Genomic DNA, 23,071 nt, shown 5'->3' on the forward strand with positions numbered 1-23,071 from the left:
CGCAGTGCGGGCGACCGGGACGGTCACTCGCGTCCCGTCAGCGTCCAGGCGTCCTCGCCGGACCCCTCGTCGTCGTCGTGGTAGTCGTTGGCGGCGGGCCCCGTCGGCTCGGCCAGCGGATCCGCGTACGGGTCCGGGGCGACCGAGGACGGCGCGGCCGGCCCCTCGCCCGTGTCCTCGCCGCGCATCCGCGCGAGGACGCCCGGCAGCTGCTCGGCGGTGACCAGCACGTCGCGGGCCTTCGACCCCTCGGAGGGGCCGACGACCTCGCGCGACTCGAGCAGGTCCATCAGTCGGCCGGCCTTGGCGAAGCCGACGCGGAGCTTGCGCTGCAGCATCGAGGTCGAGCCGAACTGCGTGCTGACGACGAGCTCGGCCGCCGCGACCAGCAGCTCGAGGTCGTCCCCGATGTCGGAGTCGATCTCCTTGCGCTGCGCCTGCACGGTGATGTCCTGGCGGTACTCGGGCTGCGCCTGACGGGTGACGTGCTCGACGACCTTCGCGATCTCGTCCTCGCGGACCCAGGCGCCCTGGACGCGCATCGGCTTGTTGGTGCCCATGGGGAGGAAGAGGCCGTCGCCCTGCCCGATGAGCTTGTCGGCTCCCGGCTGGTCGAGGATGACCCGCGAGTCGGTCACGCTGGTCACCGCGAAGGCGAGGCGGCTGGGCACGTTCGCCTTGATGAGGCCGGTCACCACGTCGACGCTCGGCCGCTGCGTGGCCAGCACGAGGTGGATGCCCGAGGCGCGCGCGAGCTGGGTGATGCGCACGATCGAGTCCTCGACGTCGCGCGGGGCGACCATCATCAGGTCGGCGAGCTCGTCGACCACCACGAGGAGGTACGGGTACGGCTTGAGGACGCGGCTGCTGCCCGCGGGGAGCTTGATCTCGTCGGCGCGGACGGCCGCGTTGAAGTCGTCGATGTGGCGGAACCCGAACGACGCCAGGTCGTCGTAGCGCATGTCCATCTCCTTCACGACCCACTGCAGCGCCTCGGCGGCCTTCTTGGGGTTCGTGATGATCGGAGTGATCAGGTGCGGCACTCCGCCGTAGATGGTGAGCTCCACGCGCTTGGGGTCGATCAGGACCATGCGCACGTCCTGCGGGCGCGCGCGCATCAGCAGGCTCGTGATCATCGAGTTGACGAAGCTGGACTTGCCGGAGCCGGTGGAGCCGGCGACCAGGAGGTGCGGCATCTTGGCGAGGTTCGCCACGACGTAGCCGCCCTCGACGTCCTTGCCGACGCCGATGGTCATCGGGTGCGTGGACGTCGTCGAGGCCGGCGAGCGGAGGACGTCGCCCAGCGAGACGATCTCGCGGTCCGTGTTGGGGATCTCGACGCCGATCGCGCTCTTGCCCGGGATCGGGGAGAGGATCCGGACCTCGTTGCTGGCGACGGCGTAGGAGAGGTTCTTGCTGAGCGCGGTGACGCGCTCGACCTTGACGCCGGGGCCGAGCTCGATCTCGTAGCGGGTGACGGTCGGGCCGCGGGAGAAGCCGGTGACCGTCGCGTCCACGTTGAACTGCTGCAGCACCTCGGTGATGGCGCGGACCATCTCGTCGTTGGCCGCCGAGCGCGCCTTGGAGGGCGTGCCCGTCGAGAGGGCGGCCGCCGAAGGGAGGCGGTACGGCGCGTCGTCCTCGAACGAGGAGTCGAAACCGGCGGTCGGGTCCTCCTCGGCGAGGGGCGCGATCGGGCCGGTCTCGATGACGGGCGGGATCGGGACGGCGGGCGCCACGTCGAGGCGGTCGAGCCGGATGACCTCGGTCGCGTCGTCGTCGACCACGCCGGTCGCGCCGCGGGCAGCGCCCGTCTGCTCGAAGCGGGCGAGCGCCGCCTCGGCGGTCTCGGCCTCGGCCAGCACCTCGGTGGCGTAGGAGCGGGTCGGCGGGTGGGCCTCGTCGTCGCGCTCCTCGAGCGCGGTGTCGAAGCCCTTCGCGCGGCCGCGGGCCGGCGCGGCGCCCTCGATGACCTCGGTGAAGGAGTCGATCGGGAGCTCGGTCTGCACGGTCGGCTCGTCCTCGCGCCCGGACTCGGTGCGCCGCCACCAGGGCAGCTCTCCGCCGTCCTGCTGCGCGTCCTCCTCCTGCTCGGCCTCCGCCTTCGCCGCGGCCTTCGCGGCGGCCCGCTCGGCCTTGAGGCGGGCGCGCTCCTCGTCGTCGAGCACGGGGGCGCCGAAGAGGTAGCCGTAGAGCTCCCGCGAGCGCGCGCCGATGCGGTTCGGCGGGGTCTTGGTGATGATGAACAGCGACAGCAGGATCACGAGAGACAGCAGCACGGTCGCGCCGGGGACGGTGGCGATCGCCGCGAGCGGGGCGCCCACCAGCCAGCCGAGGACGCCTCCCGCGGCCGCCATGGTCTCGATTCCCTGGCCGGGCTGCGGCAGGCCGAGGTGCGCGTGGCAGATGCCGGCGGAGGCGACGAGCAGCGTGATGACGCCCACGCCGATCCGCCCGTTGTCGTCGACGGACCGGGGGTGCCGGAAGAGCCAGAGGGAGAAGAGGAGAAGGACGACCGGCAGCACGTAGGCGACACGGCCGAAGAAGCCGCCGAAGCTCCACGCGTCGAGCACCAGGGCGACCGGGTCGGTCGCGAGGAACCACTCGACCACCGCGCCCGCGACGGCCAGCAGCAGCAGCAGGAAGGGGACGCCGTCGCGGCGCTCCTCCTTCGCCAGCCGCTCGGGACCGAGGGCGCGGGCGGCGCCGCCCGCGAGGTGGGCCAGCGCCATCCAGAGCCGCACGGCGGGGTTGATGCGCGGGGCGGACTCGAAGGCCACCGTCTTCGTCTCAGCGGCCGCCTTGCCCGAGCCCCGGCCGGATCGCGGCGCGCCGGAGCGCGGAGTCGCGCTGCCGCGCCCGCGCGAGGTCGTCTTGGTACTGGTCGCCATGAGGCCACCGTACCCGCCGCCCCCGTCAGGGCCGGTGACCCGCGCCGCGACGGCAGGCGCCGATCCGCCGCCGGCCGGGAGGCTCAGGCCTCGATGACGAGCGGCACGATCATGGGCCGGCGGCGGTAGGAGGTGTTGACCCAGCGGCCGACGACGCGACGGACGGCCTGCGAGAGCGCGTGCTGATCGCTCGCCCCGTTCCGCACCGCCTCCTCGAGCGCGGCCGCGATCCGCGGCTTGACCTCGTCGAAGACGCTGTCGTCCTCCGCGAAGCCCTTCGCGTGGATCTCGGGGCCGGCGACGATCCGCCCCGTGCCCGCCTCGACCACCACGATGATCGAGATGAAGCCCTCCTCGCCGAGGATCCGCCGGTCCTTGAGGTCGGCGTCGGTGATCTCGCCCACCGACGATCCGTCGACGTAGACGAACCCCAGGTCGAGCCGTCCGACGACGGTCGCCCTGCCGTCGAGCAGGTCGATCACGGTGCCGTCCTCGGCGATGATCGTGTTCTCCTCCGCGATCCCGGTCTCACGCGCGAGCTGCGCGTTCGCGACCAGGTGCCGGTACTCGCCGTGCACCGGCATCACGTTCAGCGGCTTGAGGATGTTGTAGCAGTAGAGGAGCTCGCCGGCCGCGGCGTGCCCGGACACGTGCACCTTCGCGTTGCCCTTGTGCACGACGGTCGCTCCGAGCCGCGTGAGCCCGTTGATGACCCGGTACACCGCGTTCTCGTTGCCGGGGATGAGACTGGAGGCGAGGATCACGGTGTCGCCCTCCCCCGGCTCGATCTGGTGATCGAGGTTGGCCATCCGGCTGAGGACGGCCATCGGCTCGCCCTGCGACCCGGTCGACATGTAGACGATCCTGTCCTCGGGGACGTCGCCCGACTTCTTCATGTCGACCAGGACTCCCGGAGGGACGTGCAGGTAGCCGAGATCCGCGGCGATGCGCATGTTGCGGACCATGGAGCGGCCGAGCAGCGCCACGCGGCGGCCCGTGGCGTGGGCCGCGTCGAGCACCTGCTGCACCCGGTGCACGTGGCTGGAGAAGCTCGCGACGATGACGCGGCGGGTCGCCCTGGCCATGACGCTCTCGATGACCGGGCCGATGTCGCGCTCGCTCGGCGTGAAGCCGGGGACGTCGGCGTTGGTGGAGTCGACCATGAACAGGTCGACGCCCTCCTCGCCGAGGCGGGCGAAGGCGCGCAGGTCGGTGATCCGGCCGTCGAGCGGCAGCTGGTCCATCTTGAAGTCGCCGGTGTGCAGCACCGAGCCCGCGTCGGTGACGATCGACACGGCCAGCGCGTCCGGGATCGAGTGGTTCACGGCGACGAACTCGAGCTCGAAGGGCCCGAGTTTCTCGACGTCGCCCTCCTTCACCGTGAGCGTGTACGGCGTGATCCGGTGCTCCTTGAGCTTCGCCTCGACGAGGGCGAGCGTGAGGGTGGAGCCGATCAGCGGGATGTCGCGCTTCAGCCGGAGCAGGTAGGGGACGGCGCCGATGTGGTCCTCGTGGCCGTGGGTGAGGACCACTCCGACGATGTCGTCGAGCCGGTCCCGGATGGGCGTGAAGTCCGGGAGGATCAGGTCGACGCCCGGCTGGTCCTCCTCCGGGAAGAGCACGCCGCAGTCGACGACCAGGAGCCTGCCGTCGATCTCGAAGACGGTCATGTTGCGGCCGATCTCGCCGAGGCCGCCGAGAGGGATGATCCGGAGCGTTCCCGGAGCGAGCGGGGCGGGGATGATCACGGGACCGGGCATGCGCCCTCCTTCTCCAGCGGTGCTTTCTCGGGACGTGCCGCTCGGGCTCAGCGGGTGGTGCCGGCGACCTTCGGGAGGGCGCCGCCGGCCGCGGCGTTGCGGTCGGGCCGGAAGTTGCGGAAGTCGACGCCCGGGATGTCGCGGACCAGGCCGAGCTCGTCCTCGATGAGCGCCGCCTCCGACTCCTCCGGGCCGACCAGGGGCAGCCGCACGCGCGGCGAGGAGATGCGGCCGAGGCCGTGCAGGATGTACTTCGCGGCGACGGTCCCGGGGACGTGCGTCATCACGGCGCGCACGAGCGGCTCGAGCTGCTGGTGCGCGCGGGTGGCCGCGTGGAGGTCGCCCGCGTTCACGGCGTCGACGATCGTGCGGTACGGCGCGGCGGCGATGTTGGCGGTGACGCCGATGAGCCCCGCGGCGCCGATGGCGAGCTCGGGGAGCACGTTCGCGTCGTCGCCGCAGAAGTACATCAGGTCGGTCTGGTTGAGCACGCGGCTGACCTCGGAGAGATCGCCCTTCGCGTCCTTCACGGCCAGGATGTTCGGGTGCTTGGCCGCCCGCAGGATCGTCTCGTAGCGGATCGGCACGCCGGTGCGGCCGGGGATGTCGTAGAGGATCACCGGCAGGTCCGTCGCATCCGCGATCATCCGGAAGTGGGTGAGCACGCCCGCCTGCGTGGGCTTGTTGTAATACGGGGTGACGATCATGTTGCCGTCGGCGCCGGCCTTCTCGCTCTGACGGGCGAGCTGCATGGCGTGGGCGGTCTCGTTCGAGCCGCCTCCCGTGATGATCTTGGCGCGGCCCCCGGCGACCGAGCGGCCGACCTCGACGAGGCGGATCTTCTCCGGGTCGGTCAGGGTGCTGGTCTCGCCCGTGGTCCCGGTGACCACGATGCCGTCCGCGCCCGCTGCGATGCAGTCGTCGATGTGCTTCTCCACACCGGGCCAGTCGACCTCGCCGTCGGCGGTGAACGGGGTGACCAGGGCGACCAGGACCTGGCCGAAGGGATTCTCCGGAGTTGACACGCTGCCAGGGTAGCGGGTCGCCGCCGCGCCGCCGGGAGGAGGTTCCCGGAGCCGCCCGCGCGGACGGCAGCAGGCGGATCGGGCGGGACGGCCCGCTCGTCCTCGCCGGGCGGCGGGCTACGGGGCGACGCGGCCGTTCGCTGTGAAGGCGGCGGCCGTGAGGGGCATCAGCTCCTGGAAGTGCGTCTCCATCTGCTCGGCCGCCATCTCGATCTCGCGCTGCGGGAAGGAGGGGAACGTCGAGTCCTCGCGCTTGGTGCGCAGGGAGAGGAAGTTCATCAGCGAGCGGGCGTTGAGCGTGACGTACATCGACGAGTAGATGTTCAGCGGGAGGACGATCCGGGCGACCTCGCGGGCGACGCCCTCGCCGAGCATCCGCCGGTACGACTCGTAGGCCTGCGTGCTGACGCGGCGCGTCTCCTCGGCGACGAGCTCGGCCTGCTCCGCGGTGCCGGGCTCGAAGGAGTAGGCGCCGGGCTTGCCGACCTGCACGAGGTTGCGGCGGGGGCCGGGCACGTAGAAGACCGGACGGAGCTCGCGGTAGCGGCCCGACTCCTCGTTGTAGGAGGCGATGCGGTGCCGCATGAACTCGCGGAAGACGAAGATCGGCGCCTGCACGTAGAAGGTCATCGAGTTGTGCTCGAACGGCGAGCCGTGGCGGTCGCGCATGAGGTAGTTGATCAGGCCGCGGTCGCGCTTGCGCTGCAACTCGGCGTCGGACTCCTCGCCGTCGAGCGCCTCGGCGAGCGTCTTCTCGCCCTGGGTCGAGACGCGGGCCGCGAACAGCACGTCGGAGTCGTGGGCGCTCGCGCGGACCAGCTCGACGACGACATCACTGCGGAAGACGGGACTGCTCGGGTCTGCGCTGAGGCTGCTCTGTTCGGTCACGGATCGAACCTAGACCACGCTCCGACCGCGGCCGTCGTCACATCCCGAAACAGTCGTCCGCGCAGCGCCCGCGCCGACCTACGCTTCCCGGATGGAGCCCGTGACGATCCTCGCCGCACTGCTCGGCCTCGTCGTGCTGGGCGTCGTCCTCGGGGCTGTCCATCGGGCCCGCTCCGGGCGCGTCGCGAGCGCCCCCTCGCGCCAGGACCCCGCGATCGACCCCGGCGAGCTCGTCCCCGGCGCAGTGCTCGGGACCCGGGCCACAGTCGTGCAGTTCTCGACCGACGTCTGCACGCGGTGCCCTGCAGTGCGACGGATGCTCGGGGAGCTCGCCCAGCAGCGGCCCGGGCTGGCGCACCTCGACGTCGATCTGACGCACCGCCCCGACCTCGCGGCGCGCTTCCGCGTCCGGCAGACGCCCACGCTCCTCCTGCTCGATCGAGACGGAGTGCCGCGCAGCCGCATCGGCGGCGCTCCGACCCGCGCCGCCCTGACCATCGAGCTCGACCGACTCCAGGAGACATGATGAGCACCCGCTCCCCCTCCACCACCGGCGCCACTCCCCCGTCCGGCACCGTCGATCCCCGCGGTCCGAGGGTCGCCGCCGGAGTCACCGCCGCACTCCTCCTCACGGCCGTGGGCCTCGGGCTCGCGGCCCCGGCCCGGGCCGACCTCGACGGCCGGCTCTCCCAGCCCGGCTTCCTCCTGCTGCTCGCGCTCGCCGCCCTCTTCGCCTGGTCGGCCGCGCGCGGCGTCGGCTCCGGCCCCTGGGCGGTGCTGTTCCGCCGGGTGGTCCGGCCGCACCTGGCACCGCCGCGCGAGTGGGAGGACGCCCGCCCGCCGCGCTTCGCCCAGCTGATCGGCCTGGTGGTGACCGGCGCCGGCGTCCTCCTGCACGTCGCCGGCGTCCCGGGATCGGTTCCGGTCGCCGCGGCCGTCGCCTTCCTCGCCGCCTTCCTCAACGCCGTGTTCGGCCTCTGCCTGGGCTGCGAGCTCTACCTCGTGCTCGCGCGGGCCGGCCTGGTCGGGCGCTCGGCCGGCTCCCGGGCGTGAGGCTCTAGGCTGGGTCCGCTTCGCGGGCGGCCCGCGACCGGCTCCGGGAGGCACCATGAGCGACTCATCCGCACGGCACTCCGACCACGACGGGACCACGGACTCCGGCTCGCCGCGGCGGGCCGCGCGCACGCCGGGCGAGCACGTGTCGACGCCGTCCGAGCTGCCCTCGGCCCGGCCGGATGCGTCCGCTCCCCGGCTCCGCGTCCTGATCTCGGGCGCCAGCGGGATGATCGGCTCCGAGCTGACCCGCCAGCTGCGCGCCGAGGGGCACGAGATCCTGCGCCTGGTGCGCCACGCGCCGTCGAGCCCGGACGAGTTCCACTGGGCGCCCACCTCGCACATGCTCGACTTCAGCGTGCTCGACCGCGTCGACGCCGTGATCAACCTCTCCGGCGCCTCGATCAGCCGCCTGCCGTGGACCGCGTCCTACAAGCGGGAGATCCTCGACTCGCGGATCCAGTCCACGCAGACCCTCACCGACGCGATGCGGATGTCCTCGACCCCGCCGACGACGCTGATCAATGCCTCCGCGGTCGGCTACTACGGAGACCGCCCGGGCGAGGAGCTCACCGAGCAGTCCTCGCGTGGCGACGGATTCCTCGCCGATGTCGTCGACCGCTGGGAGAAGGCCGCCCACCTCGCGCCCGAGGCCACGCGGGTGGTCACCGCTCGCACCGGGCTCGTCCTCGGCGACGGCGGCGCGCTCAAGCCGCTCCTGCCCCTGACGAAGCTCGGTCTCAGCGGACCCCTCGGCAGCGGCAATCAGGCCTGGCCCTGGATCAGCCTCTACGACGAGGCCGCGGCGATCCGCCACCTGCTCACGTCCTCGCTCTCGGGCCCGGTGAACCTCGCCGGACCGGTGCCGGCGACCGCGAACGACGTGATGCGCACCCTCGCCGAGCAGCTGCACCGCCCGTTCAAGCTGGCCGTCCCCGAGAAGATCATCGAGCTCGCGCTGCGCGACGCCGGGCACGAGCTCCTGCTCTCGAGCCAGCGCCTGGTCCCCCAGCGGCTGTTCGACGACGGCTTCGAGTTCCGCCACCGCACGGTCGGCGCGGCGCTGGAGTGGGTGCTCGCCTGATCCCGGCCGCCCGAGCGGTCCTCGCCCGGAGAGCCGCGCTCGAGTCGCGGCCGAGCGGTCAGGCCGGAGCCTCGTGCTCCAGCGCGATGGCCCTGCGGATGGCGCCTCGGGCGCGCTTGCGGTCGCCGCTGGCGTCGTAGGCGAGGCCGAGGCGGTACCAGGCGCGCCAGCTCCCGGGCTGCGCGTCGACCTCCTCCGCGTACTGCGGGAACAGCGCGTCCGCCTCCTCCCGGAGCGGACGCCCGCTGGCCCGCGAGTCGAGGACCTCCTGCGGCAGCGCGTTCTCGCCCTCCAGCCGACGGGCCAGCTTCTCGGCGCGGAGCCCGAACAGCAGCTCGCGCACGAGCCCCCAGACGCCGACGGCGCCGAGGATCAGCAGGCCGACGCCCATCACGATGCCGGGCACCGTCGCCGCGGCGAAGGCGACGACGGAGTACTGCAGGCAGACGAACAGGTAGAGGGCGAGCAGGACCGCCATCAGGACGACACCGACGCGGGTCCTCACGGGGTGCTCGTCGCTGCGGCGGCCTGGCCAGACGGAGCCCGGTCGATGACGGGCTGCTCGTCGACCGGCCGCTCGGCGAGAGGCGCGGCGTCGAAGGCGGCGCGCAGGTCGATCAGCGCGTCGAGGCCCACCACCACGCCCGTGGTCGTCCGGACCGCGTCGAGAGCGCGCAGGACGCCCTGCTCGTAGGAGGCCTGCGAGGTGGTGTCGTGCCGGATGGTGACCGTCTCGCCGGTGCCGCCGAAGACGACCTCCTGGCGCGCCTCCACTCCGGGCAGGCGGAGGCTGTGGACCGGGACGCTCGCGACCTGCTGGCCGCGGGCCCGCTGGTCGGTGTGCGGAGCCTGCACCGGACCGAGCTCGGCCCGGGCGCGCAGCAGCAGCTCGGCCGTGCGGACCGCGGTCCCGGAGGGCGAGTCGACCTTGCGGGCGCCGTGGGTCTCGACGATCTCGGCGGCGTCGAAGAAGCGCGCGGCCACGGTGGCCAGCGCGGTCGCGAGCACCGAGCCCAGCGAGAAGTTGGGGATGATCACGACGCCGGCCTCCGGCTGCTCGGCGACGCTGCGCCGGAGGGCCGCGATCCGGTCGCCGGTCCAGCCGGAGGTGCCGACGAGCACCTTCCTCCCGTTGGCCACGGCGAAGTCGACGATCTGCTGGCTGACGGCCGGCACGGTCATGTCGACGACGACGTCGGCCGCGAGCATCTCGGCGGGATCGCTCCGCGAGCCGAGCCGCGCGACGAGCGAGAACTCGCTCGACTCCTCGATGAGCGAGCAGGTGAACGAGCCGAGTCGGCCGGACGCGCCGACCACGGCGACGGAGGTAGTCACCGACTCAGCGTAGCCCGCGGCTCAGTACGGCTGGGCCTCGGGCAGGCCGGTGCGCAGCTCCACGGGCAGGTGCGAGAGGTCGTTGTGCACGACGAGCACCGGCGGCTTGCGGGAGCGGACGCGGATGATCGTCAGCCCGCAGTTGGCCTGGTTGAGGCCCAGCCACCGCCAGTCGGGAGCGTCGAACACGTGGCGGACGAACCAGCCGATCACGAAGTTGTGGGTGATGAGGAGGTCGTGGCGGTCCTCGCGCGACGGCGCCAGGAACTCGGCCACCGCGTCCTGCATCTGCGCGTGCCCCGCCTCGATCTCGGCCGCGGTGACGCTGCCGAAGAAGGGCTCGAACGCCTTGGGCATGTCCGGGGTCGGCCCCGAGGGGATGCAGTCGAACAGCAGCGAGGACGGCTGGAGCGGCAGGCTCGGCAGAAGCGTCTGGAAGCGCGCGGCCGTCTCCTCGGCCCGGCGCAGCGGCGAGTGCCACGCTCCGGTGAAGGGGACTCCGCCGAGCCGCTCGGCGATGAGCCTCGCCTGGCGCTCACCACGGGCCGAGAGCGGGCCGTCCGGCATGCCGTGCTCGGCGTCCTGCTGCTCGCCGTGGCGGACGAGGTAGATGTAGTGGGACACGGGGTCCTCCCTGGTGCGGCGCGGCGGTGCGCGGTCAGCGGGCGTTCGACGATCGGATCAGATCGCGGAGGCGCTCTCGATCCCGGCGATCCCGGCGAAGGCCGACTCGTCGACCGCGCCGACGGCCGAGATCGACGACGGCCCCCGGGCCAAGTCTGCCGCGAGTGCCTGGACGTCCTCCGCGCCGACGAGGGCGAGTCGGCGCAGGCTCTCGTCGAGGTCGACGAACTCGCCGAAGGTCAGCTCGGCGCGTCCGAGGCGCGACATCCGGGTGTCGGAGTCCTCCAGCGCGAGCGCCGCCGCTCCCGAGAGCTGGCCGCGGGCGCGGGCGAGCTCGTCGTCGGTGACGCCGTCCTCGGCGAGGCGGTGGAACTCGGTGAGCAGGAGCTCGGCGACCGTCCCCGCCTTCGCCGGGGTGCACGCGGCGTAGAGCCCGAAGAGGCCCGCGTCCGAGTAGGACGGGGCGAAGGAGTAGACGGAGTAGGCCAGGCCGCGCTTCTCGCGCACCTCCTGGAACAGCCGCGAGGACATGCCGCCGCCGAGGATCGAGTTGAGGACGCCCATCGTCATCCGCCGCTCGTCGCCCGCGGCGAGACCGGGGAAGCCGACCAGCAGGTTCGCCTGCTCGGTGGGGCGGTGCACCACCGACAGGGCGCTTCCGCGGGTGTAGGACGCGCGGCCGCCGACGCGCCGCTCGACGGGCGGGGCCGCCGTGCCGAGGTCCCAGCCGTCGGCGACGAGGACCCGCTGGAGCAGCGCGACGAGCGCCTCGTGGTCGACGGCGCCGGCGACGGTGATCACCACGTCTCGCGGGCGGTAGGCGGCGCGGTAGTGCGCCCAGACCGCGTCCCGGGTGGCCTCGCCGATGGTCGCGGCGGTGCCCCCGATCGGGCGGCCCAGCGGGTGGTCGCCGAACACGGCCTCGAACAGCTTCTCGCCCGCCACGTCGGCCGGATCGTCGTCCGCCATCGCCAGCTCCTCGAGGATGACCCCGCGCTCGGTCTCGAACTCGTCCGGATCGATCAGGCTCGAGGTCACCATGTCGGCGATCACTTCGACCGCCATCGGGAGGTCGCGGTCCTGGATCTTGGCGTAGTAGCAGGTGTACTCCTTGGCGGTGAGAGCGTTGTGCTCCCCGCCCACGGAGTCGAAGGACACGGCGATGTCGAGGGCGGACCGCTTCTGCGTGCCCTTGAACAGCAGGTGCTCGAGGAAGTGCGTCGAGCCGACGTTGGAGGGCACGGCGGGCTCGCCCGCGGTCGCGGGGCGGCCGGGCCGCTCGTCGCGAGAACCCGCGGCGACCCAGAAGCCGATCGTGGCGCTGCGGGCGCCGGGCACCGATTCGCTGAGGATGCGGACACCGCTCGGGAGGACGGAGCGGCGGACCGTGGATCCGCCTGCGGCCCGGACTGACGTCTCCGGCTGGTCGAGGGGCAGTGCGACTCCGTGATTCATCGTGCCCACCCTAGGCCACCGCGACGGCGGCCCGAGCCGGGCTGTCGCGCCGTGGCGGGAGAGGTGCAGGGGGCGTCGCGGACGGGCGCGGTCAGCGGCGCGCGCGCTCCAGCGCGGCCAGGTGTCCGGGGTCGAGCTCGAGCGAGACCGCGCGCACCAGCGCGTCCACGTCGGCGGGTGAGCGCGGGGCGACCGTCGCGGCGGTCAGCCGCGGCCGGCCGAGCAGCCAGGCCAGGGCGACGGCGGCGGGAGCGGCCGAGAGCTCGGCACCGATCGCGTCGAGGACGGCGAGGACCCGGCGTCCGCGGCGCCCGAGGTGGGCGGCGGCGAGTGCCCCGTCGGGCAGGCGGCCGAGCTCGCGGCGGGTGCGCTCGGCGCCGCGGAGGAACCCGTGGGCGAGGGGGACGGTCGCGAGCAGGGCGAGTCCCTGGCCGGCGGCGACGAGGCCGAGATCGCCCTCCGAGCCGGGCCGCTCGAGCAGGTTCCAGCGGACCTCCGCGCCGGCGAGGCGGGGCAGCCCGTGGGCGGCCAGGACGCGCGCCTCGAACAGCTCCTCCGGGGAGAACCCGGAGGCGACCACCGACCGCACCAGCCCGCGCGCCAGCAGCACGTCGACGGCGCTGAGGAGCTCGTCGAGGCGTCCGGCCCCGTCGGGGCGGACCGCCAGCACATCGAGGCGGTCGGTGCGGAGGCGGCGCAGCGCCCCCTCGACACGGTCCACCAGCGCACGCGGCGTCGCGGGCGCGCCGACCGGAGCGGCGAAGCGGCCGATCAGGAGGAAGCGGTCCCGGTCGCGGTGTCCGGCGGGCCAGCCGCCGACGCCCTCCGCGAGGCTCGAGTCGGTGACGACGACGCCGTTGCCGCCCCACGCCGCGTAGCGCTCGAGCAGCGCGGCACCGTCGTCGCGGCCGAGGGCCGCCGCGTCGAGCACGAAGGGGAAGAGGTCGTGGCCGGAGTCGCCCATCGGCCGGCGGCGCGAGGGTGCGACGGCGGTCGGCTCGACGGGGCCGGTCTCGGCGAGGACGCCGCTCGAGGCGGCTGCGCGGGAGACCGCGGGCGGGAGCGGGACGGCACTGTGACGGGGAGCCCGCACGACGGCGCCGGTCCTGTCCCTGGGCACGCCACCACTCTCCCTGCGGCGGCTCGGGTCCCGCCAGGGGAGAGAGTATCCGAGCGCCGGAGCCGCCACTCCGCCGGGTCGCGCACGGTTCACCAGATCGTTACACGGGCGCCGCCGGCGGGGTCGACTCGCGCCGGCGAGCGGTGCGGCGGGCCCCTCCGTGTCGGCCGTCCGGGCTAGATTCGCGACCATGGACTCCGCCGCCCCGACCCCCTCCGAGACCGCCGCCCCGACCTCCGACTCCCCCGAGCGGGAGACGTCAGCGCCCTGGTGGACGAGCGCCGTCGTCTACCAGATCTACCCGCGCTCGTTCGCGGACTCGAACGGCGACGGCATCGGCGACCTGGGCGGCATCCGCTCGAAGCTCGACCACCTCGCCGACCTGGGGGTCGACGTGATCTGGCTCTCGCCGGTCTACCCGTCGCCGCAGCACGACAACGGCTACGACATCTCGGACTACGAGGACATCGACCCGCGGTTCGGCACGCTGGAGGAGTTCGACCTGCTCCTCGCGGAGGCCCACGAGCGCGGCATCCGCATCGTGATGGACCTCGTGGTCAACCACACGAGCGACGAGCACGCCTGGTTCGTCGAGTCCCGCTCCTCGCAGGAGGACCCGAAGCGCGACTGGTACTGGTGGCGCCGCGGGCGCCGCTCGGCCGAGCCCGGCCGCGAGCTCGAGGCGGCCGCCGGCGCCGGCCTCGACGTCGCCGAGCCGAACGGCTGGCGCTCCTACTTCTCCGGCCCGGCCTGGACGCTCGACCCGGCGACGGACGAGTACTTCCTCCACCTCTTCGCGGTGCAGCAGCCGGACCTCAACTGGGAGAACCCCGAGGTGCGGCACGCGGTGCACGCGATGATGAACCGCTGGCTCGACCGCGGAGTGGACGGCTTCCGGATGGACGTGATCAACCTCGTCTCGAAGGACGTCGGAGCCGTCGACGGCGAGCAGGGCGGCGCGGGCATCGTCGGAGGGGTGGGTCCGCGGCTCCACGAGTACCTCCGCGAGATGCACGAGGCCGTGTTCGCGCACCGCGAGGGCTCCTTCCTCACCGTCGGCGAGATGCCCGGGGTCACCCTCGAGGAGGCGGTGCTGGTGACCGATCCCGAGCGGCGTGAGCTCGACATGGTCTTCCAGTTCGAGCACGTCGGCATCGACCACGGAGTCGACAAGTTCCACCCGGTGCCGCTGGACCTGGTCGCCTTGAAGGCCAACCTCGCGCGCTGGCAGGACGGCCTGGCCGAGCGCGGCTGGAACAGCCTGTACCTCGGCAACCACGACCAGCCGCGTCTCGTCTCGCGCTTCGGGGACGACGGCGCGCACCGCTACGAGTCCGCGACCCTCTGGGCGACGCTCCTCCACCTCCAGCGCGGCACGCCGTACATCTACCAGGGCGACGAGATCGGGATGACGAACGTCCCGTTCGCCGGCATCGAGGACTTCCGCGACGTCGAGTCCCTGAACTACTGGGCCGAGGCCGTCGGCGAGCGCGGCGAGGACCCGGCGACCGTGCTCGCCGGGCTGCGCGCGCAGAGCCGCGACAACGCCCGCACGCCGGTGCAGTGGGACGACGGCCTCCAGGCCGGCTTCACGACCGGCGAGCCGTGGATCGCGGTCAACCCGAACGCCGCCGAGGTGAACGTCGCCGCCGATCGGGCCGCCGAGCGGTCGGTCTTCGAGTACTACCGGGCGCTGATCGCGCTGCGGCACGCCGACGAGACGGTGCAGCTGGGCCGCTTCGCGCTGCTGGAGCCCGAGCACCCCGCGCTCTTCGCCTTCACGCGCACCGGACCGGGCGAGCTGCTCGTCGTCGGGAACGTGTCCGGTGAGCCGCTCGAGGTGCCGCTGCTCGAGGAGTGGGCGGCTGCCGAGACGGTCCTCGGCAACGTCGCCGGTGCGACCGGGTCGACGCTCGGCCCGTGGGAGGCGCGCATCCTGCGCCGCTGAACCTCGCCGCGCCCCGCTCCGAGCACGGCGCGGGGCGCGGCGCCCGACGGCGGTGGACCAGCGGGCGACGGCCTCAGGCGGAGACGCGGTCCAGTTGAGCGACGTCGCTGCGGGTCAGCGGGAGCGCGGCCGCCGCGAACAGCGACTCGAGCTCCGCGGCGTTCCGCGCCCGGACGATCGCCGCCGAGACCTCCTGGTGCGAGAGCACCCAGGCGAGCGCGACCACGCCGGGCTCCGTGCCGTGGGCCCCGGCGATCTCGTCGAGGGCCGCGAGCACGCGGGAGCCGTGGCGGCCGACGTAGTCCAGGCCCGCCTCGAACAGGGCCGACTCCGGCTCGTCCGTGCGGCTGCGCAGGGCGCCGGTGAGGTAGCCGCTCGCCAGGGGCAGCCGCGCGAGGGTGCCGAGCTCGAGCCGCACCACCTCGGGGGCGACGTCGGTCTCGTAGGTCCGGCGCTCCATCAGGCTGTACTCCGACACGACGGCCGAGAGCGACGGCAGCGCGAACGCGGTCGCCGTCTCGTGCAGCGCCGTGATCGCGGCTCCGCTGAAGTGCGCGGCGCCCAGGGCGCCGACCGAGCCGTCCGCCAGGAACGGCGCGACCGCCGCCAGGCTGTCGGCGATGGGGATCCCGGGGTCCTCGCTGTCGAACGAGAGCAGGTCGATCCGGGTGCCGAGCCGCTCGAGGCTCCCCTCGATCGCGATGCGGACGTCCTCCGGGGCGAGGCCCGGCGCGTCCGGGTGCCGGCCGACCTTCGTCGCGACCAGCATCCGCTCGCGCAGCCCGCTCTGCTCGAGCCAGCGGCCGATCATGTACTCGCTCCGACCGGTCGCGTAGTGGTCCGCGGTCGAGATCAGGGTGCCGCCGAGACGGCCGAACGCGTCGAGCACCTCGGTGGTGTCGTCGATCCCGGCGGCCCAGCCGAAGACGGAGCCGTCGAGGGCGAGCGGATGCACGGGGAGGCCGGTCCGACCCAGGGTGCGTGAGAGGAGGGGCGTCTCCGGCTCGGTGGCCAGGGGCGTCGGGTCGGTCACGGAGTCCTCCGGTCGGGGCGGTGCGGCGCGGTCCCGCCACCGTACCCCATGCCCCCGCCGACGACGGACGCCCGCCCCACCGGAGTGGGACGGGCGTCACGGTCGTGCAGGAGGGATCAGCTCTCGGCGGGAGCCTCTGCCTCGGCCTCCTCGGCCACGACGGGCGCGAGGGACAGCTTGCCGCGGTCGTCGATCTTGGTGATCTGGACGAGCAGCTTCTGACCGACTCCGAGGACGTCCTCGACGTTCTCGACGCGCTTGCCGCCGGCGAGCTTGCGGACCTCGCTGATGTGCAGCAGTCCGTCCTTGCCGGGGAGGAGCGAGACGAACGCGCCGAACGTCGCGAGCTTGACGACGGTTCCGAGGAACTGCTCGCCGACCTCGGGGTTGGTCGGGTTCGCGATGGCGTTGACCTGCGCACGCGCGGCCTCGGCCGACGGGCCGTCGACGGCTCCGATGTAGACGGTGCCGTCCTCCTCGATGGAGATGTCGGCGCCGGTCTCGTCCTGGATCGCGTTGATCGTCTTGCCCTTGGGGCCGATCAGCTCGCCGATCTTGTCGACGGGGATCTGCACCGAGATCACGCGGGGCGCGGTCGGGGCCATCTCGTCGGGCTGGTCGATGGCCGCCGTGAGCACCGCGAGGATCGTGGTGCGGGCGTCCTTGGCCTGCTTGAGCGCGGCGTCGAGCACCGACGACGGGATGCCGTCGAGCTTCGTGTCGAGCTGGATGGCCGTGACGAACTCGGCGGTTCCGGCGACCTTGAAGTCCATGTCGCCGAGCGCGTCCTCGGCGCCCAGGATGTCGGTCAGCGCCGCGTAGCGGGTCTGGCCGTCGACGACGTCGGACACGAGGCCCATCGCGATGCCCGCGACCGGGGCGCGCAGCGGCACTCCGGCGTTGAGGAGCGACAGGGTCGACGCGCAGACCGAGCCCATCGAGGTCGAGCCGTTGGAGCTCAGCGCCTCGGAGACCTGGCGGATCGCGTAGGGGAACTCCTCGCGGCTCGGCAGCACCGGCACGAGGGCGCGCTCGGCGAGGAAGCCGTGCCCGATCTCGCGACGCTTCGGCGATCCGACGCGGCCGGTCTCACCGGTCGAGTAGGGCGGGAAGTTGTAGTGGTGCAGGTACCGCTTCTTGGTGACGGGCGACAGCGAGTCGATCTGCTGCTCCATCTTGAGCATGTTCAGCGTGGTGACGCCCAGGATCTGGGTCTCGCCGCGCTGGAAGATGGCCGAGCCGTGGACGCGCGGGATGACCTGCACCTCGGCGTCGAGCGGGCGGATGTCGGCCAGGCCGCGTCCGTCGATGCGCACGCCGTCGCGGAGGATGCGGCCGCGGACGACCACCTTCGTGACGGACTTGTACGCCGCTCCGACCTGGTTGTAGGCCTCGGCCGACAGCTGACCCGACGCGATGCGCTCGGCGATCTGCTCCTTGACGCGCGCCTTGAGGGCGTCGTCGGCGTCCTGCCGCTCGACCTTGTCGGCGATCTGGTACACGCGGACGAGCTCGTCGTAGCTGAGCTCGGCGACGTTGTCGTAGGTCTCCTGCGCGTAGGGCAGGAACACCGGGTAGTCCTTGACCGGCTTCGCGGTCTCGGCGGCGAGCTTCGCCTGCGCCTCGACGAGTGCGCGGAGGAAGGGCTTGGCGGCCTCGAGGCCCTCGGCGACGACGTCCTCGCTGGGCTTGGTCGCACCCGCCTTGATGAGGTTCCAGGAGGACTCCGTGGCCTCGGCCTCGACCATCATGATGGCGACGTCCGAGGAGCCGTCCTCGTTGGTGACGACGCGGCCCGCGACGGTGAGGTCGAAGACGGCGTTCTCCAGCTGGGAGGCCTTGGGGAAGGCGACCCACTGGTCGTTGCCGGAGCCGTCGGACATGAGCGCCAGGCGGACGCCGGCGACCGGGCCGGAGAACGGCAGGCCGGAGATCTGCGTGGACGCGCTCGCGGCGTTGATCGCGAGGGCGTCGTAGAACTCGTCCGGCGCGATGCTGAGGACCGTGATGACGATCTGGACCTCGTTGCGCAGGCCCTCGACGAACGAGGGGCGCAGCGGCCGGTCGATCAGACGGCAGACCAGGATCGCCTCGGTGGAGGGGCGGCCCTCGCGGCGGAAGAACGAGCCGGGGATCTTGCCGGCGGCGTAGGAGCGCTCCTCGACGTCGACGGTCAGCGGGAAGAAGTCGAAGTTGTCCTTCGGGTTCTTCGAGGCCGACGTGGCCGACAGGAGCATGGTGTCCTCGTCGAGGTAGGCGGCGACGGCGCCCTGAGCCTGCTGCGCGAGGCGGCCGGTCTCGAAGCGGACGGTGCGGGTACCGTACGAGCCGTTGTCGAGAACGGCTTCGGCGAATGTGATTTCAGGACCTTCCAAGAGGTCTGTCTCCTTAACGTCTGCAGCGGCGCCCCTTCTGGGCGCCGGCGTTCGTCGGAGCAGCGGTCCGGTCAGGAATCGAGACGATCCCACGGCAGGGCTTCGCGCCGTGCCGTCGTGTGGAGGGCGTTCGTGCTGGCCACCAGTAGAAGAGCTCCGGGCTGTCGCGACCTGTGCCGCGAGCGGGACGTGCCGCCTGCGACTCGTGCCGCGGCGGCCCGTGCTCTGTCGCACGCTGCCGCTGTCCGGGACTCCACCACCGAGGACCAGCTTCCTGCCGGCCTGCTCCGTGGCTCGAATCCTGGGTCGACCGGCGGTCGCTTTCGGATTCGGAACCGGTTCATGCTATCAGCCGCGGTGCGGTTCCTCCATGGACCGCGCCGACCCGGCCGGCCCTCCGCCCGTCAGCCCCGCGTCTCGTGCATCAGCAGCTCGACGCGCAGCCCGCCCCTCACCGTCACGATGCGGGCCGGCACGCGGGGCGACCTCCCCGCCTCCGAGAGCCGGGCGAGGGCGGCCTCGACCACGTTCTCGAGACCGCGCGGCACCTGGCCGACGAGCCCCGAGGGGCGCTGGGCCGCGAACAGGCGGACCGGCATCGGAGCGTCCACGCGCTCCTCCTCCGCGGTGCGGCGCGGGATCACGGCCGTGACCTCGTCCTCGCCGAGGGCGAGCACCCGCGCGATCTCGTCCTGGTGCGGCCGGGAGTCGGCGAGGCGGAGGAGGGTGTCGCCGCGCCGCGACTTCGGGCGCAGCTCGTAGTCGTAGTCGTCGAGCTTGCCCGAGCCGCGGTCGTCGGAGGGGAGGGGGTTCGCGTCGCCGCGTCCGAACGGGAAGAGCTTCATGCCTCCATTGTCCAGCGCGCAGCCCCTCCCCCCGCTCGCGTCAGGCGGTGCGCCGCATCCGGGCGATCGCCGCGAGCACCAGGACGAGCACGACGGCGACGAAGCCGAGCAGGACCGGGACGGCCGGCAGGAGCGCGAGCGCGGCACCGATCGCCAGGACCGGCACCGCGAGGCCGAGGTAGGCGGCGAGGAACACGGCCGCGAGCACCTCGCCGCGGGTCTCGTCGGTGGCGAGCGAGCCGGCGACTCCGAGCGCCAGGCGGAAGAGCAGGCCCACGCCCGCTCCCGCGAGCACCCCGCCGATGATGAAGGCGGACACCGAGACGATCACGGCGCCGGTCGCGACCAGCAGCAGCCCGGCCGTCAGCGCCACGGCCGCGAGGCGGAGCGCCGTCCGCGAGGACAGCCGGATCGAGACCAGCTGCGCGACGGCTCCGGCGGCGAAGACCCCGAAGGAGATCGCGCCCGCCTCGAGGTGGGAGGTCTCGCCGAAGCGCCCGGCGAGGAAGGTCGGCGCCAGCGAGGTGAAGAGGCCGAATACGGCGAACCCGGCGAACGCGCCGACCGCGGCCGAGAGGAAGACGCCGCGGGAGGCGGCCGGCACGGCCAGGCGCTGCGGACGGTAGGCCGGGAGGACCTCGCGCCGCTCGACCGTCTCGGGGACGAGCGCGACACCGATCCCGAGGACGACCAGGAGGACGAGGAACACGGCGTACGGGACGACCAGAGGCTCGCGCACCGTCACGGCGAACACCCCGCCGACGAGCGGGCCGAGCGCCAGCCCGCCCATGTTCACGAGGGCGGAGACGGCGCGGGAGGTGCCGGGGCCCTCCTCCGGGCGGGCGACGGCGCGCAGCTCCGAGAGGTGGGCGGTGGCCGTCGCGGTGAGCGCGCCGACGCCGAGCCCGGTCAGCAGGCGGGCGAGGATCAGCCCGGGCACGTCCGGCCAGAGCAGGAACACGGCGGCCGCCAGGACCTCGACGAGGATCGACGCGAGCAGGATCCGGCGGCGGCCGAGCCAGTCGCTGACGTGCCCGGCGAGGAAGAGGCTCGCCACGACTCCGACCGCGTACGCGGCGAAGACCACGGTGACGACGAAGGCCGGGAACCCGTCGCGCTGCTGGTAGATCGCGTAGAGCGGTGTCGGCACGGTCGAGAACGCCATCACCGTGAGGAAGGCGACGGCGATCACCCAGAAGCCGTGACGGTGCGGGAGCTCGCGGCGATGGACGGACGGGAGGGAGCGCTCGGTGGTGGTCACAGTGTCCACAGTGCTCCGCCCCATCATCCGTGTCCAACGGAGGATCTCGGTTGGATTGATCGTCCCTGTTGGATAATGTGCGCATGGACGACCGCCAGCTCGCCGCCTTCGTCGCCGTCGCCGAGGAGCTCAGCTTCACCCGGGCGGCCGCGCGCCTGTTCGTCGTGCAGTCGACCCTCTCGGCGAGCATCCGCTCGCTCGAGCAGGAGCTCGGCTCGCCGCTGTTCGCCCGCTCGACCCGGCGGGTGGCGCTCACCGCGGTCGGCGAGGCGCTCCTGCCCTCGGCCCGATCGGCGATCGACAGCCTCGACCGGATGCGCTCGCTCGCGGCCGACGACGCGGCGGGGCTCCGCGGGCGGGTGCGGGTGGGCACCTTCTCCGCCCTCGACCTCGTCGACCTGCCCGGCGCGCTCGGCGTCTTCCGCACTCGGCACCCGCTGGTGGACCTGCTCCTGCGCACCTCGACCACCGGCTCCACCGGTCTCGCCGAGGACCTGCGCCGCGGCCTGCTCGACGCCGCTCTGCTGGCACTGCCGGCGACGCAGCTGCGGGGCCTGGCGGTGACGCGGCTGGTGCGCAGCGACTACGTCCTGCTGGTGGAGAGCGCGCATCCGCTCGCCGCGGCGGGACCGCCCTCCCCGCAGGACCTCGACGGGCTCACCTTCGTGGACACGCCCGCCGGCTTCGGCAACAGGGTCGCCGTCGACCTCGCCTTCCGCGAAGCCGGGGCGTCGCGCCGGGTGGCCACCGAGGTCGCCGATCTGCCGGGGATCCCCCGCTTCGTGCAGGCGGGGCTGGGGCCGGCGATCGTGCCGCGCGCGGGCGTCGAGCCGCTGGAGGGCGTCACGGCCCTCGCGCTCGACTGGCCGGGGCTGGTCTGGGAGCTCTCGGTCTGCACGGCGCCGCGCCCCTCCGCCGCGGTGCAGGCGCTCACGGCCGTGCTGGCGGAGCGGTCGGCCTAGGCCTCAGCCCTCGCGCAGGGGGCCGCGGACGATCGAGTCGCCGGAGTGCTCCGGGTCGTCGTCGAACGGCTCCTGGGAGACGTCCACGAGCGGGTACTCGGCGAGGTCGACGTCGTCGGGCACGGCGAAGACGCCGTCGGTCCCGTCGAGCACGCCGAGCCCGACCAGCCCGGAGGCGTCGGCGGCGAGGAGCCAGACCTCCCGGTACGAGTCGTCCGCGCTCTGCGCATCGAGGTGCACGTGCAGGCGGCGGGTGCCGTCGGCGTCCTCCAGCTCGGCGGTTCCGCTCGCTCCCTGCCAGTCGGGGAGAGCGGCGAGATCAGCGCGCGCCACGACGGCGGCGGTGTCGTCGCTCCGCGAGGCCTGCCACCAGGCTCCGCCCGCGACCCCGATGACGAGCGCGCCGAGAGCGGCCAGCACGGCGCTCAGAGCGCGGGGCCGGCGGCGGCGGGCGGGACGGTGCCGTCCCGGGGGAAGGGCGAGCGGAGGCGGCACGGCAGCGGCCGACGACGGCAGGGCGCCGGGCCCGAGGTCGCCGAGGGCGAGCTCCTCGCGGATGCGGTCCCAGACGATCGCGGGCGGCGCCTCCAGCTCGACAGCACGGCTCGCACGGCCCAGGCCCGCGGCGTGGCCGAGCTCGACCAGCTGCCGGGCGCAGTCGGGGCAGTCGCGCAGGTGGGCCTGCTCGGCGTCGCTCGAGTGCTCGCCGAGGGCGAGCAGGGCGAGCTCGTCGGGATCGAGGTGGGTCATGTGCTGCTCACCTCCAGGCGGGAGCGGAGCCGGTCGAGGCTGCGGCGGATGTGGCTCTTGACGGTACCGAGCGGCAGGCCGGTGCGCTCGGCGATCTCGGTGTGGGTGAGGTCCTCGTAGAAGGCGAGGCCGATCACCCGCCGGGGGACGGGATCCAGGCGGGCCAGCTCGTCGGCGATCAGGATCCGCGCCTCGATGTCGACGGGGGCCTCCCCCTCCTCGACCGGCGTGACGGCGACGAGGGCCTCGGTGAGCCTCCGCTCGCGCGCCCGCGCCTCGTGCGCGTCCGCGATCCTCCTCCGGGAGATCCCGACCAGCCAGGCTCCGAGAGCCGCCCGTCCGGGGTCGAAGCCCGAGCGCGAGGTCCAGGCCGAGACGAACACGCGCTGCACCACGTCCTCCGCGTCGCCGCGGTCGCCGAGCGAGCGCAGCGCCAGCGTGAAGACCAGCGGCGACCAGCGCGAGTACGCCTCGGCGAGCGCCGCCTCCTCCCCTGCGGCGAAGCGGCGGCCGAGCCGGGCCACGAGAGCGCTGTCGGCCTCGGCGCCGTCGGCGGGCTCGATGGTCTCGATCAGGGGGTCCCTCCAGGGCTGCGGGGAGCGCTGCTGCCCGGGGGCGTGCGGCGCTGCGAGGCTCATCGTACGTCGCTGAGGCTCGGGCGG

At 73.3% G+C, this 23,071-nt stretch carries 20 protein-coding genes; 5 read left to right on the plus strand and 15 right to left on the minus strand.

Features of this window, described 5'->3' with window-relative positions:
• Positions 1-23: 23 nt before the first annotated feature.
• From C5C56_RS05205 to thyX, 4 genes are all read right to left on the minus strand, one after another.
• Positions 24-2,891, minus strand: coding sequence for a DNA translocase FtsK (locus C5C56_RS05205; RefSeq protein ID WP_104319203.1), 2,868 nt, complete (start codon positions 2,889-2,891; stop codon positions 24-26).
• A gap of 83 nt (positions 2,892-2,974) precedes the next feature.
• Positions 2,975-4,651 (minus strand): ribonuclease J, encoded by a 1,677-nt coding sequence (locus tag C5C56_RS05210; protein WP_104319204.1) that lies wholly within the window; start codon positions 4,649-4,651, stop codon positions 2,975-2,977.
• Between the two features lie 47 nt (positions 4,652-4,698).
• The gene (gene dapA, locus C5C56_RS05215; RefSeq protein ID WP_104319205.1) at positions 4,699-5,676 is read right to left on the minus strand and encodes a 4-hydroxy-tetrahydrodipicolinate synthase; all 978 of its coding nucleotides are present in this window, start codon (positions 5,674-5,676) and stop codon (positions 4,699-4,701) included.
• A 117-nt stretch (positions 5,677-5,793) separates the two neighbouring features.
• On the minus strand, positions 5,794-6,564 hold the full coding sequence (gene thyX / locus C5C56_RS05220; RefSeq protein WP_104226301.1) for an FAD-dependent thymidylate synthase: 771 nt from the start codon (positions 6,562-6,564) through the stop codon (positions 5,794-5,796).
• A 91-nt stretch (positions 6,565-6,655) separates the two neighbouring features.
• Here thyX and C5C56_RS05225 point away from each other — a divergent pair, with 91 nt between their 5' ends.
• From C5C56_RS05225 to C5C56_RS05235, 3 genes are read left to right on the plus strand one after another with little or no spacing between them, the layout of a single operon-like run.
• Positions 6,656-7,090, plus strand: coding sequence for a thioredoxin family protein (locus C5C56_RS05225; protein WP_104267086.1), 435 nt, complete (start codon positions 6,656-6,658; stop codon positions 7,088-7,090).
• A complete protein-coding gene (locus C5C56_RS05230) occupies positions 7,090-7,617 on the plus strand; it encodes a DUF4395 domain-containing protein (protein WP_104268749.1) in 528 nt (175 codons plus the stop codon). The genes C5C56_RS05225 and C5C56_RS05230 overlap by 1 nt, the downstream gene beginning before the upstream one ends.
• A gap of 55 nt (positions 7,618-7,672) precedes the next feature.
• Positions 7,673-8,701: a TIGR01777 family oxidoreductase gene (locus C5C56_RS05235; protein WP_104319206.1), complete on the plus strand. Its 1,029-nt coding sequence runs from the start codon at positions 7,673-7,675 to the stop codon at positions 8,699-8,701.
• Between the two features lie 58 nt (positions 8,702-8,759).
• Here the strand turns inward: C5C56_RS05235 and C5C56_RS05240 are convergent, their stop codons facing one another.
• The 5 genes from C5C56_RS05240 to C5C56_RS05260 all read right to left on the minus strand — a co-directional run bounded on the left by C5C56_RS05240 (position 8,760) and on the right by C5C56_RS05260 (position 13,235).
• Positions 8,760-9,206 (minus strand): tetratricopeptide repeat protein, encoded by a 447-nt coding sequence (locus C5C56_RS05240; RefSeq protein ID WP_104233263.1) that lies wholly within the window; start codon positions 9,204-9,206, stop codon positions 8,760-8,762.
• A complete protein-coding gene (gene dapB / locus C5C56_RS05245) occupies positions 9,203-10,036 on the minus strand; it encodes a 4-hydroxy-tetrahydrodipicolinate reductase (RefSeq protein WP_104319207.1) in 834 nt (277 codons plus the stop codon). The genes C5C56_RS05240 and dapB overlap by 4 nt, the downstream gene beginning before the upstream one ends.
• Positions 10,037-10,057: 21 nt before the next feature.
• The gene (locus tag C5C56_RS05250; RefSeq protein WP_104224462.1) at positions 10,058-10,660 is read right to left on the minus strand and encodes a histidine phosphatase family protein; all 603 of its coding nucleotides are present in this window, start codon (positions 10,658-10,660) and stop codon (positions 10,058-10,060) included.
• A 57-nt stretch (positions 10,661-10,717) separates the two neighbouring features.
• Positions 10,718-12,115, minus strand: coding sequence for a pitrilysin family protein (locus C5C56_RS05255; RefSeq protein ID WP_104224504.1), 1,398 nt, complete (start codon positions 12,113-12,115; stop codon positions 10,718-10,720).
• A gap of 91 nt (positions 12,116-12,206) precedes the next feature.
• Positions 12,207-13,235 carry an aldo/keto reductase gene (locus tag C5C56_RS05260; RefSeq protein WP_181065686.1) on the minus strand — a complete coding sequence of 343 codons (1,029 nt, stop codon included), beginning with the start codon at positions 13,233-13,235 and terminating at the stop codon, positions 12,207-12,209.
• A 190-nt stretch (positions 13,236-13,425) separates the two neighbouring features.
• On the opposite strand from C5C56_RS05260, the gene C5C56_RS05265 reads away from it, so the two are divergent.
• Positions 13,426-15,183 (plus strand): alpha-glucosidase, encoded by a 1,758-nt coding sequence (locus C5C56_RS05265; protein ID WP_104233260.1) that lies wholly within the window; start codon positions 13,426-13,428, stop codon positions 15,181-15,183.
• Positions 15,184-15,256: 73 nt separating this feature from the next.
• Here C5C56_RS05265 and C5C56_RS05270 read toward each other — a convergent pair whose 3' ends face one another.
• The 4 genes from C5C56_RS05270 to C5C56_RS05285 form a co-directional block, all read right to left on the minus strand.
• On the minus strand, positions 15,257-16,216 hold the full coding sequence (locus tag C5C56_RS05270; RefSeq protein WP_104260622.1) for an aldo/keto reductase: 960 nt from the start codon (positions 16,214-16,216) through the stop codon (positions 15,257-15,259).
• A 116-nt stretch (positions 16,217-16,332) separates the two neighbouring features.
• Positions 16,333-18,591 carry a polyribonucleotide nucleotidyltransferase gene (locus tag C5C56_RS05275; RefSeq protein ID WP_104226293.1) on the minus strand — a complete coding sequence of 753 codons (2,259 nt, stop codon included), beginning with the start codon at positions 18,589-18,591 and terminating at the stop codon, positions 16,333-16,335.
• Between the two features lie 404 nt (positions 18,592-18,995).
• Positions 18,996-19,436 carry a hypothetical protein gene (locus C5C56_RS05280; RefSeq protein ID WP_104226292.1) on the minus strand — a complete coding sequence of 147 codons (441 nt, stop codon included), beginning with the start codon at positions 19,434-19,436 and terminating at the stop codon, positions 18,996-18,998.
• 40 nt (positions 19,437-19,476) lie between these two features.
• Positions 19,477-20,697: an MFS transporter gene (locus tag C5C56_RS05285; protein WP_258063234.1), complete on the minus strand. Its 1,221-nt coding sequence runs from the start codon at positions 20,695-20,697 to the stop codon at positions 19,477-19,479.
• 83 nt (positions 20,698-20,780) lie between these two features.
• Between C5C56_RS05285 and C5C56_RS05290 the strand changes: the two genes are divergently transcribed.
• On the plus strand, positions 20,781-21,659 hold the full coding sequence (locus C5C56_RS05290; protein ID WP_104233255.1) for a LysR family transcriptional regulator: 879 nt from the start codon (positions 20,781-20,783) through the stop codon (positions 21,657-21,659).
• A 3-nt stretch (positions 21,660-21,662) separates the two neighbouring features.
• On the opposite strand, the gene C5C56_RS05295 is transcribed toward C5C56_RS05290, so the two are convergent.
• Positions 21,663-22,409, minus strand: a complete 747-nt coding sequence (locus tag C5C56_RS05295) for an anti-sigma factor (RefSeq protein WP_104239041.1) — start codon at positions 22,407-22,409, stop codon at positions 21,663-21,665.
• On the minus strand, positions 22,406-23,047 hold the full coding sequence (locus C5C56_RS05300; protein ID WP_104260618.1) for an RNA polymerase sigma factor: 642 nt from the start codon (positions 23,045-23,047) through the stop codon (positions 22,406-22,408). Before C5C56_RS05300 ends, C5C56_RS05295 begins: the two co-directional genes overlap by 4 nt.
• Positions 23,048-23,071: the final 24 nt, after the last annotated feature.

This window comes from Rathayibacter sp. AY1D1 (genome assembly GCF_002932635.1).
Taxonomy (GTDB): domain Bacteria; phylum Actinomycetota; class Actinomycetes; order Actinomycetales; family Microbacteriaceae; genus Rathayibacter.